This is a genomic window from Sphingomonas sp. LM7 (assembly GCF_002002925.1).
Classification (GTDB): Bacteria; Pseudomonadota; Alphaproteobacteria; order Sphingomonadales; family Sphingomonadaceae; genus Sphingomonas.
The window spans coordinates 1,108,660-1,124,553 of the sequence record NZ_CP019511.1 but is presented as its reverse complement, the minus strand read 5'-3'; the positions used below and the strand labels follow the sequence as shown (position 1 = coordinate 1,124,553).

Genomic DNA, 15,894 nt, shown 5'->3' with positions numbered 1-15,894 from the left:
GCGCGCTTCATCTCGCGCACCATATTCTGCAAACCCAACCGCCGCAACTTTGCAAGATTGCAATTGCCTCGCGAACCGGGCCCTGTGCAGAAGGCGCCAGCGCTGGAGACCACCTCCTGGAGACCGGAATGTCGTCGACGATCGAGGAACTGGAGCGCCGCCGCGCCGCTGCCCGTCTAGGCGGCGGGCAGAAGCGCATCGATGCGCAGCATGCCAAGGGCAAGCTCACCGCACGCGAGCGCGTCGAGGTGCTGCTCGACCAGGGATCGTTCGAGGAGCTCGACATGTATGTCGAGCACAACTGCGTCGATTTCGGGATGGAGAGTCAGATCGTCCCCGGCGATGGCGTCGTCACCGGCAGCGGCACGATCAACGGCCGGCTGGTCTTCGTGTTCAGCCAGGACTTCACTGTGTTCGGCGGCTCGCTATCCGAGCGCCACGCGCAGAAGATCTGCAAGGTGATGGACACCGCGATGAAGGTCGGGGCGCCGGTGATCGGGCTTAATGACAGCGGCGGGGCGCGAATCCAGGAGGGGGTCGCGAGCCTTGGCGGGTATGCCGAAGTGTTCCAGCGCAATGTGCTCGCCAGCGGTGTGGTGCCGCAATTGAGCCTGATCATGGGGCCCTGCGCAGGCGGGGCCGTCTATTCGCCCGCGATGACCGACTTCATCTTCATGGTGAAGGATTCGTCGTACATGTTCGTCACCGGCCCAGATGTAGTGAAGACCGTTACAAACGAGATCGTCACGCAGGAGGAACTGGGTGGAGCGGTGACGCATACCACGAAGTCGGGGGTCGCCGATGTGGCCTTCGATAACGATATCGAGGCGCTGCTCGCGGCCCGCGACTTCGTGGACTTCTTGCCGGCATCGAACCGCGAGGACGTGCCCGTGCGTCCCTGCGACGATCCGTGGGACCGGGTCGAGGCAAGCCTCGACACCTTGATCCCGCCCAACGCCAACCAGCCCTATGACATGCATGAATGCGTGCGGAAGGTGCTCGACGAGGGCGACTTCTTCGAGCTGCAGCCGACGCATGCGGGGAACATCCTGATCGGCTTCGGGCGGATCGAGGGGCGCACGGTGGGGGTGGTCGCCAACCAGCCGCTGGTGCTGGCCGGAGTGCTCGATATCAATTCAAGCAAGAAGGCGGCGCGGTTCGTGCGCTTCTGCGACGCGTTCGAGATCCCGATCCTGACCTTCGTCGACGTGCCGGGGTTCCTGCCGGGGGTCGGGCAGGAGCATTCGGGAATCATCAAGCACGGCGCCAAGCTGCTCTTCGCCTATGCCGAGGCGACGGTGCCCAAGATCACGGTGATCACCCGTAAAGCCTATGGCGGCGCGTATGACGTAATGGCATCGAAGCATTTGCGCGGCGACTTGAACTATGCCTGGCCGACCGCGGAGATCGCGGTGATGGGGGCCAAGGGCGCAGTCGAGATCATCTTCCGGGGCAAGACGCCCGAGGAAATCGCCGAGCGGACCGCGGAATATGAGGCGCGCTTCGCCAATCCGTTCGTGGCGGCGAGCAAGGGCTTTATCGACGAGGTCATCCTGCCGCACTCGACGCGCCGGCGGGTGGCGCTCGGGTTACGCAAGCTGCGCGGCAAGCAGCTGGAGAACCCGTGGAAGAAACATGACAATATTCCGCTTTGAACTGCTCGCGTCAGCTTTCTTCGCGTCAACCCCGCTGACTGGATCGGGCGCGCAGCAACCCGCCGGGCCTTCGTGCGACAATATCGATCCCTTCGTGGTTCGGACGTGCGTCGATAAGCGGGTGGCTGCCAAGGAGCGGACGCTGGCCTTGGTCTATTCACAGGCGCGGGCGGCAGTGCGGCGCAATTTCGCCCGCTATGGGCGCGAGGATAATCGGAGCAACCCCGATCATCTTGTGCGATCCCAGGCGTCGTGGAAGCGGTTCGTCGCCGATGATTGCAAGGTCCAGGCGGCATTCGCGGGCGGCTCCAACCCGTCGATAAGCGATCGCGAGACGGGCTGTTACGAAGATGCCTTGGACAAGCGAATCGAGTTTCTTGAGCAACTCGCCAACGGGAGCTTTGGAACGGGATGAAACTCGGTCGCCTCAATCATGTCGGCATCGCGACGCCTTCCATAGCGGATTCGATCGCTTTCTACCGTGACACGATGGGCGCGGAGGTGATCGGTGATCCGTTCGAGTTGCCTGCGCAGGGGGTAAAGGTGTGCTTTGTCGATACGCCCAATACCCAGATCGAGTTGATCGAGCCGCTGGGCGATGCCTCGCCGATCCACGGTTTTCTCGCCAAGAACCCGGCGGGCGGGCAGCACCATCTGTGCTATGAGGTGCCCGACATCCACGAAGCCAAGGCCTGGTTCGAGGCAAAGGGGGCGAAGGTGCTCGGCGAGCCGCGAATGGGGGCGCACGGGACGATGATCTTCTTCGTGCATCCGAAGGACATGGGCGGCGTTCTCACCGAGATCATGGAGACGCCGCGTGACGGGCATTGATCCCGCATTTATCCGTCACCCGGGACTTGGTCCGGGGTCCACCAGGCGGCAGGCGATGGATTTCGTCGTGAGAGCATCGCGCGCGGCGCGGTGGACCCCGGCACCAGGCCGGGGTGACGAAGGAAAAGGTTGATGGCCGAGCACGAACATATCCTCATCGAACGGCGTGGCGACGTGCTCGTGGTCACGCTCAACCGGCCTGAACGGCTCAATGCCGCGCCGACGGCGATGTTCGATGAGATCAAGGCGGCGCTGGCCGACCTGGATGGCGCGCGTGCGGTGCTGCTGCTCGGGGCGGGCCGGGCTTTCTGCTCGGGCGCAGATGTCGCGGGTGGAGCGCTGGGGTCGAGCGATCCGGGCGAGACGACTTATGCTGCGCTGACCGAGCATTATAATCCTGCCTTGCTCGCTATTGCCGAACTTTCCGTACCGGTGGTCAGCGGCGTGCGCGGGCCCGCGGCAGGTATCGGGTGCAGCCTCGCGCTCGCAGCCGACTTCTGCATCGCCGCGAGCAGTGCCTATTTTCTCCAGGCCTTCGTCAATATCGGGCTGGTGCCCGATGGCGGGGCGAGCTGGATGCTGCCGCGGCTGATCGGCCGCAGCCGTGCGCTCGAGATGATGATGCTCGGCGAGCGGGTGCCCGCCAGCAAGGCGCGCGATTGGGGTATGGTCTATGAAGTCGTCCACGAGGACGTCGTCGATAGCGAGGCGTTGCGGCTGGCCGAGCGGCTGGCGGCAGGGCCGACGGTAGCGCTGGGGATGATCCGGCGCCAGCTGCATGCGGCGCTCGACGGGGGCTATGCCGAGGCGATGGAGCGTGAGGCGGGCAACCAGCGCGCGGCGCGTGGGTCGGCGGATTCGATGGAGGGGGGGATGGCGTTCCTCCAGAAGCGTAAGCCGGAGTTCAAGGGCCGGTGATGAGTGTGGACCTAAACTCCCTCTCCCGTCGGGAGAGGGAAGGGCCCCGCTCGGCGCAGCCGAGTGGGAAGGGTGAGGGCTGGTTGCTTTTCACCGCTGCCCTCACCCTTCCGGCGCTTCGCGCCTCCCTCCCTCTCCCAAAGGGAGAGGTAATTTGAGCGACCTCGACGCCTGGGCAAAGCTTGCCGCGAAGGAAGTGAAGGACGCCGATCTCACCTGGCACACGCCCGAGGGGATCGCAGTCAAACCGCTCTACACCGCCGCCGACGCGCCCGATCCGGGACTTCCCGGCTTCGCGCCGTTCACTCGCGGGGTGAAGGCGACGATGTATGCCGGGCGTCCGTGGACGATCCGGCAATATGCGGGCTTCTCGACTGCCGAGGAATCGAACGCCTTTTATCGCCGCAATCTCGCCGCGGGGCAGAAGGGCCTCTCTATCGCGTTCGATCTCGCCACCCATCGCGGCTATGACAGCGATCACCCGCGCGTCACCGGCGATGTGGGCAAGGCGGGGGTGGCGATCGACACGCTTGCCGACATGCAGATCCTGTTCGACGGCATTCCGCTCGACCAGATGTCGGTCAGCATGACGATGAACGGCGCGGTGCTGCCGTGCCTCGCTTTCTACATCGTCGCCGCCGAAGAGCAGGGCGTGCGGCAGGAGCAGCTCACCGGGACCATCCAGAACGATATCCTGAAGGAGTTCATGGTCCGCAACACGTATATCTATCCGCCCGAACCCTCGATGCGGATCATCGCGGACATCATCCAGTACACCGCCGAGCACATGCCGCGGTTCAACTCGATTTCGATCTCGGGCTATCACATGCACGAGGCGGGCGCGACGGCGGTGCAGGAGCTAGCGTTCACGCTGGCCGACGGCATGGCCTATGTCCGCTCGGCGATCGCGCGCGGGCTGAGCATCGACGAGTTCGCCGGCCGGCTGTCGTTCTTCTTCGGCATCGGCATGAACTTCTTCATGGAAGTGGCCAAGCTGCGCGCGGCGCGAATGCTGTGGAGCCGGATCATCGACGGGTTCGGCGGATCGCCGCGCTCGCAGACCTTACGCACGCATTGCCAGACTTCGGGCGTGTCGCTGACCGAACAGGATCCGTACAACAACGTCATCCGCACCACGATCGAGGCGATGGCGGCGACTTTCGGCGGGACCCAGTCGCTCCACACCAACAGCCTCGACGAGGCGGTGGCGCTCCCCACAGACTTTTCCGCCCGGATCGCGCGCAATACCCAACTGATCCTGCAGGAAGAGACCGGGATGACGCACGTCGTCGATCCGCTGGGCGGCAGCTATTATGTCGAGGCGCTGACGCGGGAACTGGCCGACAAGGCCTGGGCGCTGATCGAGGAAGTCGAGGCGCTGGGCGGAATGACCCACGCAGTCGAGAGCGGCATGCCCAAGGAGCATATCGAGCGCGCCGCCGCCGCCCGTCAGGCGCGGGTGGATCGCGGCGAGGACGTGATCGTCGGGGTTAACAAATACCGGCTTGCCGAAGAGGCGCCCATGGACATCCTCAACATCGACAATGCCCGGGTGCGCGCCGACCAGATCAAGCGGATCGCCAAGACGCGCGCCGATCGCGATGCGGACGCAGCCGAGACGGCGCTCGGCAATCTGCGGCGCGGCGCGGCGGGGAGCGACAATCTGCTGGCACTCTGCGTCGAAGCGGCGCGGGCGCGGTGCACGCTCGGCGAGATGTCTGCGGCGATGGAAGTCGCGTTCGGGCGGCATGCGGTGGGCGTGACGCCGATCAAGGGCGTCTACGGCCCGGCGCACGCCCAGGACAAGGGTTGGCTGCGCGCCGAGGAAGGCGTCGAGGCGTTCGAACGGCGGCGGGGGCGTAAGCCGCGCGTGCTGGTCGCCAAGATGGGGCAGGACGGGCATGACCGCGGCGCAAACGTCGTCGCCAGCGCCTTTGCCGATCTGGGGTTCGACGTGGTTTCGGGGCCGCTGTTCCAGACACCGTCGGAGACCTGCGCGCTGGCGATCGAGAAGGACGTCGATGTCGTCGGCGCCTCCAGCCTCGCCGCGGGGCACAAGACGCTGATCCCGGAGTTGGTCGATGCGCTCAAGGAAGCGGGACGGCCCGATATCAAGGTCGTCGCGGGCGGCGTGATCCCGCCGCAGGATTATGAATTCCTCCGCGCTCACGGCGTGCAGGCGATCTTCGGGCCCGGCACCAATCTTGTCAGCGCCGCCGCGGAAGTGCTCAAGCTGCTTGGGCACAACATGCCCCCGGCAGAGGAAGCGGCTGAATGACTGAAGAAGACGAACAGCTGGTGCTCGACGCGGGCGGCGGCGAGGCGCTGCTCTACGATTATTTCAAGCACCTTACCCAGCTGTCTCTGCTCTCGCTGGGCGGGGTGGTGGCGCTGGCCGGTTCGGCGCGTGATGAGCGCGCGATGCTGATCGCGGCACTGGTGGTGATCGGATCCTCGGCGCTGATCTCGTTCAGCGGTGCCGGCGAAATCGTCCGCACCCGCTTCCACGGCAAGCCGACCGCCAAATATCTCGATTTCTACCGCGTCTCCGCGCCGATCCTGCTCTCGCTGGGGCTCGGCATTTTTCTCTATCTGTTCATCAGGACATTGGGACCCGCATGACCCGCAACGACTGGACCCGCGACGAGATCGCCGCATTGTTCGACCTGCCGTTCGGTGAACTGGTGTTCCGCGCGCAGACCGTGCACCGCGCGCATCACGCGCCCGATCAGGTCCAGATGTCGACCCTGCTGTCGATCAAGACCGGCGGCTGCCCCGAGGATTGCGGCTATTGCAACCAGTCGGTGCATGCCGAGACCGGGCTCAAGGCGACCAAGCTGATGGACGTCCGCGCGGTGCTGCAGGCAGCGGCGCAGGCGAAGGACAATGGCTCGTCACGCTTCTGCATGGGCGCGGCGTGGCGGAACCCCAAGGATCGCGACATGCCCGCCATCGTCGAGATGGTGCAGGGAGTCCGCCAGATGGGGATGGAGACCTGCATGACGCTCGGCATGCTGACCGAGCGTCAAGCCGCGATGCTCGCCGATGCCGGGCTCGACTACTACAATCACAATATCGACACTTCGCCCGAGCGATATGGCGAGGTGATCACGACGCGGAGCTTCGAGGAGCGCCTCGATACGCTCGAGCATGTCCGCGAGGCGGGGATCAACGTGTGTTGCGGGGGGATCGTCGGGATGGGCGAGACGCGTGGCGACCGCGTCGGTTTCATCCACGCGCTGGCAACGCTGCCGCGGCATCCCGAGAGCGTGCCGGTCAATGCGCTGGTGCCGGTAAAGGGTACTGTGCTCGGCGACATGCTCGCTGATACGCCGCTGGCCAAGATCGACGATATCGAGTTCGTGCGGACGGTCGCGGTGGCGCGGATCACCATGCCCGCGAGCATGGTACGGCTCTCCGCCGGGCGTGAGAGCATGAGCGATATCACACAGGCGCTTTGCTTCATGGCGGGTGCCAATTCGATCTTCACCGGCGACAAGTTGCTCACCACGGGCAATGCCGGCGACGACAAGGACGCAGCGCTGTTCGCGCGGCTCGGGCTCATGGCGATGCCGGTCCAGGTGAAAGCCGAGCTGGAGGCGGCGGAGTGATCAAGCCAAGCCCTCGCAAGCTGCTGCTCTTCGCAGTGCTTTCGATAGGGTATGGCATCGTTTGGGTAACCGCTGTTTTGCTGACCTCGATCCGGGTGTGCAGCATACAGCCTGACGTCGCCGTCAGCTGCGATCCCACGCCGGTCTACGTGGTCGCTCTGGTGCTGCTCCTACCCTATGCCTGGTTGGCGATACGTTTCTTCCAAAGTCGAATTTCCGGAGTGGATTGAATGCGGGACGTCCCCACCTTTCGCCCGGTGAATGTGCGAGGCGTTGAATGATCCTGCTCACCCTGTTGCTGGTTGGCCTGCAGGCACCGGACTGCACCAATCCGATCACCCAATCGGATATGACGCGCTGCGAGGTCGTGCGCTTCGAGGCCGCGGACCGCGACATGAATCGGCAGTGGAAGCTTACCCTTGCCGCGGAGCGGACTGCCGATCGATCGCCTTCGGGCGACGGGCGCCCCGGCTATGCAGACCAGTTGCTCAAGGCTCAGCGCGCCTGGCTTGCCTATCGCGACGAGCACTGCCGCAGTGACGGCTATCGCATGCGCGGCGGCAGCGCCGAACCGATGCTGATCGCGGGCTGCCGCGCCGAGCTTACCGGGCAACGCACCAAGCAACTCGCTGCCCTTGCCGAGGACCATTGATGTTCAAGAAAATCCTGGTCGCCAATCGCGGCGAGATTGCGTGCCGCGTGATGCGCACCGCCAAGAAGATGGGGATCGCCACCGTTGCGGTCTATTCGGACGCGGATGCGCGGGCACCGCATGTGCTGATGGCGGATGAGAGCGTGCGGCTTGGGCCGGCGCCGGCGGCGGAGAGCTATCTCAAGGCCGAGCTGATCCTGCTTGCCGCCAGGGAGACCGGGGCGGACTGCATCCATCCGGGCTATGGTTTCCTCTCTGAACGGGAGAGCTTCGCGCGCGCCTGCGCCGAGGCGGGAATCGCCTTTGTCGGGCCTCCCCCGAACGCCATCGCGGCGATGGGCGACAAGATCGAGTCGAAGAAGCTCGCCAAGGCGGCGGGGGTGAATGTCGTTCCCGGCTTTGTGGGCGTGATCGACGATACCGAGCATGCCGTGCGCATCTCGGCGGAAATCGGCTATCCGGTGATGATGAAGGCCTCGGCCGGCGGCGGCGGCAAGGGGATGCGGCTGGCCTATACCGAGCAGGACGTCCGCGATGGATTCGAGGCGACCAAGCGCGAGGGGCTGGCGAGCTTCGGCGACGACCGCGTGTTTATCGAGAAGTTCATCGAGCAGCCGCGGCATATCGAGATCCAGGTGCTTGGCGACCAGCACGGCAACATCATCTATCTGGGCGAGCGCGAATGCTCGATTCAGCGGCGGCACCAGAAGGTGGTCGAGGAGGCGCCGTCGCCGTTCGTCACCCCCGAGATGCGCAAGCGGATGGGCGAGCAGGCGGTCGCGCTGTCGCGGGCAGTGGGCTATTATTCGGCGGGGACGGTCGAGCTGATCGTCAGCGGTTCCGACACTAGTGGCGAGGGGTTCTACTTCCTCGAGATGAATACCCGGCTCCAGGTCGAGCATCCGGTGACCGAGGAAATCACCGGAATCGACCTGGTCGAGCAGATGATCCGCGTCGCGGCGGGCGAGAAGCTGGCGTTCACGCAGAACGAGGTGAAACTCACCGGCTGGGCGATCGAGAATCGCGTCTATGCCGAGGATCCGTATCGCGGCTTCCTGCCGAGCACCGGGCGACTGGTGCGCTATCGCCCACCGACCGAGGCGCGCGACGAGGACGGGGTGACTCGCGTCGATGATGGGGTGACCGAGGGCAGCGAGATTTCGATGTTCTACGATCCGATGATCGCCAAGCTGGTGACCTGGGCACCGACCCGCGAAGAGGCCGCCGACCGGCAGGTCGCGGCGCTTGATCGCTTCCGGATCGACGGGATCGGGCATAATATCGACTTCCTCTCGGCGATCATGCAACATCCGCGCTTCCGCGAGGGCGCGCTGACTACCGGATTCATTGCCGAGGAATATCCCGAGGGATTCGAAGGCGCGCCGGCGTCACCCGCGCTGCGGCGCAAGCTGGCCGCGGCGGCGCTGGCAATCGACTATGAGCGCGCCGGCCGGGCTGCCCAGATCGATGGCCAGCTCAATGGTCCGAGCGTGGCGAGCGGCGCGCGTGTCGTCACGGTGGATGGCGAACGCTTCGAGCTCTCGATCGAGGCGCTGGGCGGTATCCAGCTCGTGCGCGGCGCAGGCGAGCCGATGGAATTGATCGGGCATTGGCGCCCCGGCGAGCCGCTGTTCGCTGTGCGGATAGACGAGGAGGCGCTGACCGTCGGCGTCGAGCGCAAAGGGTCGGCGTGGCGGCTGACCGCGCATGGCGCGACACATCGGATCGAAGTGCTGCCGCCGCACATCGCACAATACCGCCATCACATGATCGAGAAGGTCCCGCCGGACATGAGCCGGTTCCTGCTAGCGCCGATGCCCGGGCTGCTCACCCAGCTACATGTTTCGCCGGGCGACAAGGTCGAAGCGGGGCAGGCGCTCGCGGTGGTCGAGGCGATGAAGATGGAGAACATCCTCCGCGCCGAGCGGGCGGGCGTGGTCAGGGCCGCCAATTTCGCGCCGGGCGAGAGCCTCGCGGTGGACGCGGCGATCCTCGAGTTCGAGTAGACGTCAGCGCACAGACCTTCGCCGGTGCGCCTTACGCGAAGCGCTAGACCAGCCCGCGGCCGTCGATGCGGAGTACGGGGACGAAATCTTCCGGGCCGCCGCGGGGCAGCATTACGGTCAGCCCCGCATCGCTGCGCTCGAACTTGACCCGGCCGCCGCCCACTAACGAGACCCGTTCGATCGCGGCGTCGGGCAGCCCCGACTTGCCCAGCGCGACGATGGTCACCGGCTTGTCTGGCCATTCGAGCAACGCCGCGTAGAGTGCGCCCTTGCGGGTAGTGAAACGCACATCCTCGGCGGTGAACGTCACCCTGCCTTCGTTGTGCATGGCGCCGCCTACCTTGGTCGGGCCCTCGCCGAACACGCGCCACGGCCGCGAGCCGAAAATCGCGGCGTCGCCGTTGCGCTGCATCCAGCGGGTGATGCCGGCGAGGATCTTCTCCTCCTCGCTGTCAATGGTGCCGTCGCCGCGCATCGGGATCGAGAGCAGCAGATTGCCGTTCTTCGAGACGATGTCGCACAGCCGCTGGATGACCTTGGCCGCGGGCATGTAGGACTTCTGTTCGTAGCGGGCGCGGTTGTAATGCCAGTCGCCGATGCACGTACACGTCTGCCACGGTTCCTCGCGAAGCCGGTCGCTGAAGCCGCGTTCGACATCGTCGACCAATGCGGTGCGCTGATAGGGGGTGAGTTGCTTTGCGGTCGCGACGACTTCGACTTTGCCGTCGCGGGCGATGCTCTGGCGATAATAGTGCGCCAGCGCCTCCAGCCCGACATTGCCGAAGGGTAGGGCGTAATCGTCGAAATACACCATGTCGGGGCGGTATTTCTCGACCAAATCCTGCTGGCGGAGCAGCCATTTGGCGACGTGGTGCGGATTCTCGGGCGGAGCGAACTCCATCCAGCGGCCGCTATGGACGTCGTGCCAGTCGCGCATGGCTTGCGCGGTCTCGATCCCGTCGGGCGGGACCATCGCGGGACCGGTATAGAGTTCCTGCGGATCAAGCCCATCCCACCAGGTGCCGGCGCCATCGGCTTTGGTCAGCTTGAACGCGTCGTAGCGCTCGCCGGCGCGCGGGCCTTCGGCGTCATAGCCGTATGCCGTCTGCCACCAATGCCAGGCGTGCGCGCTGTGGTTGCTGACTGCGAAGCGCAGGCCGTGCCTGCGCGCGATCTTTTCCCAGGTGCCGACGATGTCGCGCTTCGGGCCGACGCGCAGCGTGTTCCACGCATGATATTTGCTGTCATAGGCGTCGAGATTGTCGTGATGGTTGGCGAGCGCCATGAAATAGCGTGCTCCCGCGCCCTTGTAGAGCTTGACGAGGTGCTCGGGATCCCAGTTTTCGGCCTTCCAGGCATTCTCGATCTCGAGGAAGCCGCGGTCGGCCGGGTGGCCATAGGTCTTGAGGTGATGGGCGTAGAACGGGTCGCCCTGGACATACATTTTCCGGCCGTACCAGTCGCCGAATTCGGGGACGCATTGCGCGCTCCAATGTGCCCAGATCCCGAACTTGGCGTCGCGAAACCAGTCGGGAACGCGAAAGGCGCCGATCAGGCTCGACCAGTCGGGCGCAATCTCCGCGCTGGCCGGCGCTGCTATCCCGCTAGCTGCAGCAACGCCTGCGAAACTTCCCAAAGCCTGCCTGCGCGTGAACCCCATCCCCACACCTTTTCATTCATGAAATCGGTTTTCATGCATGATACTGGGACACCGCTTTTGTGGCAAGGGCGCCGCACCTTCGCTAAATCGACATACGACGGTGCGGAGCCATTCCTTGAATCAGATTTTAATGTAAACCGCCGGCTAACCAACCGGAATCGCACGCGTCCTGCGGCATTCCTGAAAGATTCGGAGCATTATATGGGGGACAGGCGAGGCATCGAGCCCGTCCGTTACTCGACGGCGGGGATCGCCCCGGAGGTACGTCACGAAGTCTGGTCTGACCGCGGCTGGCCCAGCATCGCCGCGCTGTTCGAGTCCACGCCGATCGGGCCGTTCTCGACCTCGGCCGAGAATATCCATCTCGACGGGATCGCGGTGTCCTATTCGACTGGCACCGCCCGGCTGCTCGAGCGCACGCCCGAGCGGATCGCCGCCGACCGGATCGACATTCTCGGCGTCGGCGTGCTGCTCGAAGGCGAGATGCACGGCGTTGCGCAGACGCGCGAGTTCGAAGCGCGTGCCGGCGAGATCTTGTTGTTCGACATCGCCCAGCCGATCACCATGACGATGTCGATCGCCCGGTCGATCCAGCTCGGGATTCCGCGGGCCAAGGCGGAAGCGGAGCTGGGCCCGCTGGCCGGGCTCCACGGGCTGGTGATCGGCCGCGAGGAAGCGGCGCTGCTCTACGGTCATCTCCACAAGCTAAGCGAGGCACTGCAGCGGATTCCTGCCGAGGATGCGCCGCGGCTCGCGCGGACACTGCTCGACCTGCTGGTGCTCGCGGTCCACGCCTCGGCGGGTGTCGAGCGGCCCGAGCCCGAGCCGACGCCCGGCATGGCGGCGAAGGCGCGCGCGGAGATCCACGCCAATCTCGAATCCCCCTCGCTCAGCGTCGCCAGCCTGTGCCGGCGGCTCAAGGTGTCGCGCAGCACGCTGCACCGGCTGTTCGAGAAGGAAGGCGGGGTGCAAACCTATATTCGCGCGAGCCGGCTCAACGCCGCACGCATCGCGCTGCTCGATCCCGAGAATGAGGAACGCATCGGCGCGATGGCCGAGCGGCTCGGCTTCAGCGACGCCGCGCATTTCAGCCGGCTGTTCCGCACGCGCTTCGGCGAGACGCCGAGCCAGTGCCGCGCTGGGCGGCGTGGTCAAGGCTGACCGAGGTCTTCTTCCCTTCGGCCTGAGCTTGTCGAAGGCCATCGCTTCACGGGCGTATGCCCGCGGATAGCCACCCTTCCGAACGGGTGTCTGAACTGCCGAAGCTGTTAGAAGAGCCGGGTCAGCCCATAGAACGCCGCGCCGACCAGCGCGGACGCGGGAATGGTGATGATCCACGCCATCACAACGCTTTGTGCCACGCCCCAGCGCACGGCGGAGGCACGGCGCGCGGTGCCGGCGCCGATGATCGATCCGGTGATCGTGTGCGTGGTCGAGACCGGGATGCCGAGCGCAGACGCAGTGAACAGGATGATCGATCCCGCGAACGACGCGCTGAAGCCCTGGTGCTGCGAGAGCTTGGTGATGCGCGATCCCATCGTCTCGATGATCTTCCAGCCGCCGGTCATCGTGCCGAGCGCGATCGCGACATAGCAGCTGATCGCCACCCAATGCGGCACTTCGAAATCGCCGCTTAGCCGGCCGGTAGAATAGAGCAGCACGGTGATGATGCCCATCGTCTTCTGCGCGTCGTTGAGGCCGTGGCTCAGCGAATAGGCGGCCGAAGAGACAAGATGCAGCCCGCGAAAGCTGCGCTCGGCGGTCCGCGCGGTGGCGCGGTGGAGCAGCCATGAGCTGACCAGCATCACCAGCATTGCCAGCAACATGCCCAAGGTCGGCGATAGCACGATCGCCAGCAACGTCTTGTTGAGTCCGGTCCAGTGGATGCCGCTCAGCCCGCCATGCGCCACGCCCGCGCCGATCAGTCCGCCGACCAGCGCATGGCTGCTCGACGACGGAATACCCTTAAGCCAGGTCAGCACGTTCCAGAACATCGCCCCGCCCAGCGCGCCGAAGATCACCGCGGGGGTGACGACGTCCTTGTCGACCAGTCCCTTGCCGATCGTCTCGGCGACGGCGTGTAGCGAGGGGATCGCGATGGTCAGGAAATAGGCGGCAAAGTTGAACACCGCAGCGAACAGCACCGCCTGCACCGGCGACAACAGCCGCGTCGCGACCACCGTGGCGATTGAATTGGCGGCATCGTGGAGACCGTTCAGAAAATCGAACGCCAGCGCGACGGCGATAAGGCCGATCAGCAGGGGCAGGGCTAGTTCGTGCATGTCAGATCGTCAGGCGTGGTCGATGACGATGCCGTCGATCTCGTTCGCGACATCCTCGAACGCATCGACGATCCGCTCGAGATGCTTGTAGAGCTCGCGCTCGACGACGAACTTGAGCGTGTCGGTCGCGCCATGCTCCTTGAGCGAGCGCTTGAGCCCGGCGGCGTGGATGTCGTCGGCATGCCCCTCCATGCGGACCAGACGCTCGGTCAGCTCATGCAGCCGGGCGCTGTTCTGCGCGACGTTGCGGAGCAGCGGCATTGCCTCAACGGTGACGCGTGCGGCATCGACGATGATGCCCGCCATGTCCTTCATCTCCGGCTGGAAGCTCGCGACTTCATAAAGTGCGATCGCGTTGACCGTTGCCTGCATCTCGTCGATCGAATCGTCGAGCGCATTGATGAGGCTGGTGATCGCGCCGCGATCGAACGGCGTCAGGAAGGTTTTCCGGACCGTCTGGAGCACTTCGCGCGTGATATTGTCGGCGTCGTGCTCGCGCTCAATGACTTCGCGGATATGCTCGGTGCCTGCGGGTCCGCCTTCGAGCAGGCGCGCGAGCGCATCAGCGCCGGCCATCACCGTCGTCGAATGCGCCTCGAACAATTCGAAGAAGTTGCCCGTGCGGGGCAACAGGCGCTGAAACCAAGCGAACATCGGACCTAACCTCGATTTTTCAGCGACGGCGCCTAGCATGCCGGTGCGCTGGGTTGCAGCCTTGAACTCGGACGCGCCGAACGAGCGGATCAGATCGCGAAGATCGGGCTCCTCCACGGCGTCCGCCGCTTCGGCAAGCGTGAACCACCGCCGCTCGCGTTCGCCGCGTTCCTTCCAGTCGGGAAGCTCGCGCGTCACCGCCAGTGGAAAGACGTCGACATCCATCATCAACGATGCCCCGCTGCCGCGGCGCTTGCGATAGCGATACGAGCCGAGCGGGGTTGGGCAGACGGGGCCGACCACGCCGGCTTCCTCTTCGGCCTCCTGCGCGGCTGCGGCATGCGGCGCCATGCCCGACATCGGATTACCCTTGGGCACGACCCAGCGGCCGGTGCCGCGCGACGTGATCAGCAGGATGCGAACCGCGGCGTCCACCGACGGGTCTTCGGTCCGATAGGGTAGGGCGGCAATCTGGCGAATGACTGGGTTCCCGGGCTGCCGGCGCGGATGGCCGGGCCGCCGCCATGGCTCCAATCGGGGTGCAATTCAAGCGAGATGGCAGCGCCGCCGTTGCCGCGGCGGCGCGCTCAGCAGGCCGCGAAGCTGCGGTCAGGCAATGTGTGACTGGTCAGGCGGATCTCTTCGTCGAGCATTGGGGCGGCGACCGCGGCACGCGCGCGGAAATGGGCGCCGATCGCCCCGCGCCGCCGGACCTGGAGCTTTTCGAGGATATTGTGGATGTGATTCTTTACCGTTGCCGGCCCGATGCGGAGCTCGATAGCGATCTCCTTGTTCGACAGGCCTTCGGACGCCAGCGCCGCGATCTCGCGCTCGCGCCGAGTGAGCGCGGAGCCGGGCTGTACCTGCGCCGGGGTGCCGGACAGAGCGGCGACGCGGCGACAGAGCATTGCGACCAGCTGCGGCGCGCAGCCGACTTCGCCGGCCATCGCCTGTTCGATCGCGTGCTCCAGCTCGGCGAGGGTGCCGTCGCGCCCGATAAAGCCGATCAGCCCCGCTTCGGCGCAGGCGAGGCTGGTCGCGGCGCTGCCGATGCCGAACCCGACTACCGGCAGTTGTGAGCGGATCGCGCGAAGCTGGCGTGCGACGATCAGGGACTCGGGCACCGACGCGTCGAGCAGGATTGCGTCGACGCCGAGCGTCGGCAGCTGTGCCACCGCCTCGATCCCGCTCAGCGCATTGACGATCGTCATGCGGCCCGACTGGGCAAGACCACGCGCCACACCCTCGCGGTACAGCAGTACGTCGCTGACAACGAGAACACGGATCGTGCGGCGACCATCGCCGGTCCTGACTTGACTCATAATCATCGTTCACAACTCCGAACGCGCGACAACGCATGCTACGGGCAGTCAGATCACGAAACTGTTCGGGTATCCCCGCCCGCAATAACGAACTGGTAAGCGTCAAATTGTCTGGGCCCGAGATCCGCCTTGTCGCAAATTGCATCGGGTGCAGAGCGCGGCGATGGCAGGAACCTATCACGGGATCGGGTTTTACGTAAAGGGCGTAACGACTCTTCCGTGGGGTCCGGTCTTCGGTTGACCTTACGGCAGGGGCGCCCTGTGCCACAGGATCTAGACCGATTGGTCTATTCGCATTGAAAT

General features: G+C 65.2%; 15 protein-coding genes. 11 read left to right on the top strand and 4 right to left on the bottom strand.

Annotated elements, in window-relative coordinates:
- The first annotated feature begins 128 nt into the window (after positions 1–128).
- The 10 genes from BXU08_RS05200 to BXU08_RS05155 all read left to right on the top strand — a co-directional run bounded on the left by BXU08_RS05200 (position 129) and on the right by BXU08_RS05155 (position 9,673).
- Positions 129–1,655, top strand: coding sequence for an acyl-CoA carboxylase subunit beta (locus tag BXU08_RS05200; RefSeq protein WP_077509119.1), 1,527 nt, complete (start codon positions 129–131; stop codon positions 1,653–1,655).
- A complete protein-coding gene (locus BXU08_RS05195; protein ID WP_077509118.1) occupies positions 1,636–2,070 on the top strand; it encodes a lysozyme inhibitor LprI family protein in 435 nt (144 codons plus the stop codon). Before BXU08_RS05200 ends, BXU08_RS05195 begins: the two co-directional genes overlap by 20 nt.
- Entirely contained in the window at positions 2,067–2,486 is a 420-nt protein-coding gene (mce, locus tag BXU08_RS05190) for a methylmalonyl-CoA epimerase (protein ID WP_077509117.1), read from the top strand. The genes BXU08_RS05195 and mce overlap by 4 nt, the downstream gene beginning before the upstream one ends.
- A 132-nt stretch (positions 2,487–2,618) precedes the next feature.
- Positions 2,619–3,404: an enoyl-CoA hydratase-related protein gene (locus BXU08_RS05185; RefSeq protein WP_077509116.1), complete on the top strand. Its 786-nt coding sequence runs from the start codon at positions 2,619–2,621 to the stop codon at positions 3,402–3,404.
- 154 nt (positions 3,405–3,558) lie between these two features.
- Positions 3,559–5,682 carry a methylmalonyl-CoA mutase gene (scpA, locus tag BXU08_RS05180; RefSeq protein WP_077509115.1) on the top strand — a complete coding sequence of 708 codons (2,124 nt, stop codon included), beginning with the start codon at positions 3,559–3,561 and terminating at the stop codon, positions 5,680–5,682.
- On the top strand, positions 5,679–6,026 hold the full coding sequence (locus BXU08_RS05175) for a hypothetical protein (protein ID WP_077509114.1): 348 nt from the start codon (positions 5,679–5,681) through the stop codon (positions 6,024–6,026). The genes scpA and BXU08_RS05175 overlap by 4 nt, the downstream gene beginning before the upstream one ends.
- The gene (gene bioB, locus BXU08_RS05170) at positions 6,023–7,015 is read left to right on the top strand and encodes a biotin synthase BioB (protein WP_077509113.1); all 993 of its coding nucleotides are present in this window, start codon (positions 6,023–6,025) and stop codon (positions 7,013–7,015) included. Before BXU08_RS05175 ends, bioB begins: the two co-directional genes overlap by 4 nt.
- Positions 7,012–7,245: a hypothetical protein gene (locus BXU08_RS05165; protein WP_077509112.1), complete on the top strand. Its 234-nt coding sequence runs from the start codon at positions 7,012–7,014 to the stop codon at positions 7,243–7,245. Before bioB ends, BXU08_RS05165 begins: the two co-directional genes overlap by 4 nt.
- A 47-nt stretch (positions 7,246–7,292) precedes the next feature.
- Positions 7,293–7,667, top strand: coding sequence for a lysozyme inhibitor LprI family protein (locus tag BXU08_RS05160; protein ID WP_077509111.1), 375 nt, complete (start codon positions 7,293–7,295; stop codon positions 7,665–7,667).
- Complete coding sequence (locus BXU08_RS05155; RefSeq protein ID WP_077509110.1) at positions 7,667–9,673, top strand: acetyl/propionyl/methylcrotonyl-CoA carboxylase subunit alpha; 2,007 nt, start codon at positions 7,667–7,669, stop codon at positions 9,671–9,673. Before BXU08_RS05160 ends, BXU08_RS05155 begins: the two co-directional genes overlap by 1 nt.
- Before the next feature lie 43 nt (positions 9,674–9,716).
- Here BXU08_RS05155 and BXU08_RS05150 read toward each other — a convergent pair whose 3' ends face one another.
- A complete protein-coding gene (locus BXU08_RS05150) occupies positions 9,717–11,333 on the bottom strand; it encodes an alpha-L-fucosidase (protein ID WP_077509109.1) in 1,617 nt (538 codons plus the stop codon).
- 201 nt (positions 11,334–11,534) lie between these two features.
- Here BXU08_RS05150 and BXU08_RS05145 point away from each other — a divergent pair, with 201 nt between their 5' ends.
- Positions 11,535–12,494, top strand: coding sequence for a helix-turn-helix domain-containing protein (locus BXU08_RS05145; protein WP_171982427.1), 960 nt, complete (start codon positions 11,535–11,537; stop codon positions 12,492–12,494).
- Between the two features lie 107 nt (positions 12,495–12,601).
- Here the strand turns inward: BXU08_RS05145 and BXU08_RS05140 are convergent, their stop codons facing one another.
- The 3 genes from BXU08_RS05140 to BXU08_RS20120 all read right to left on the bottom strand — a co-directional run bounded on the left by BXU08_RS05140 (position 12,602) and on the right by BXU08_RS20120 (position 15,591).
- Positions 12,602–13,615 (bottom strand): inorganic phosphate transporter, encoded by a 1,014-nt coding sequence (locus BXU08_RS05140; protein WP_077509107.1) that lies wholly within the window; start codon positions 13,613–13,615, stop codon positions 12,602–12,604.
- 9 nt (positions 13,616–13,624) lie between these two features.
- A complete protein-coding gene (locus tag BXU08_RS05135) occupies positions 13,625–14,749 on the bottom strand; it encodes a DUF47 family protein (protein WP_253190575.1) in 1,125 nt (374 codons plus the stop codon).
- Positions 14,750–14,856: 107 nt separating this feature from the next.
- Positions 14,857–15,591, bottom strand: coding sequence for a response regulator transcription factor (locus BXU08_RS20120; protein WP_216352900.1), 735 nt, complete (start codon positions 15,589–15,591; stop codon positions 14,857–14,859).
- Between the last annotated feature and the right edge of the window lie 303 nt (positions 15,592–15,894).

Excerpts from the sequence above, each read along its gene's own strand:
- BXU08_RS05200 (WP_077509119.1), top strand. The coding sequence starts at position 129 with ATGTCGTCGACGATCGAGGAACTGGAGCGCCGCCGCGCCGCTGCCCGT.
- BXU08_RS05195 (WP_077509118.1), top strand. The coding sequence starts at position 1,636 with ATGACAATATTCCGCTTTGAACTGCTCGCGTCAGCTTTCTTCGCGTCA.
- mce (WP_077509117.1), top strand. The coding sequence starts at position 2,067 with ATGAAACTCGGTCGCCTCAATCATGTCGGCATCGCGACGCCTTCCATA.
- BXU08_RS05185 (WP_077509116.1), top strand. The coding sequence starts at position 2,619 with ATGGCCGAGCACGAACATATCCTCATCGAACGGCGTGGCGACGTGCTC.
- BXU08_RS05175 (WP_077509114.1), top strand. The coding sequence starts at position 5,679 with ATGACTGAAGAAGACGAACAGCTGGTGCTCGACGCGGGCGGCGGCGAG.
- bioB (WP_077509113.1), top strand. The coding sequence starts at position 6,023 with ATGACCCGCAACGACTGGACCCGCGACGAGATCGCCGCATTGTTCGAC.
- BXU08_RS05160 (WP_077509111.1), top strand. The coding sequence starts at position 7,293 with ATGATCCTGCTCACCCTGTTGCTGGTTGGCCTGCAGGCACCGGACTGC.
- BXU08_RS05155 (WP_077509110.1), top strand. The coding sequence starts at position 7,667 with ATGTTCAAGAAAATCCTGGTCGCCAATCGCGGCGAGATTGCGTGCCGC.
- BXU08_RS05150 (WP_077509109.1), bottom strand. The coding sequence starts at position 11,333 with ATGGGGTTCACGCGCAGGCAGGCTTTGGGAAGTTTCGCAGGCGTTGCT.
- BXU08_RS05145 (WP_171982427.1), top strand. The coding sequence starts at position 11,535 with ATGGGGGACAGGCGAGGCATCGAGCCCGTCCGTTACTCGACGGCGGGG.
- BXU08_RS05140 (WP_077509107.1), bottom strand. The coding sequence starts at position 13,615 with ATGCACGAACTAGCCCTGCCCCTGCTGATCGGCCTTATCGCCGTCGCG.
- BXU08_RS20120 (WP_216352900.1), bottom strand. The coding sequence starts at position 15,591 with ATGAGTCAAGTCAGGACCGGCGATGGTCGCCGCACGATCCGTGTTCTC.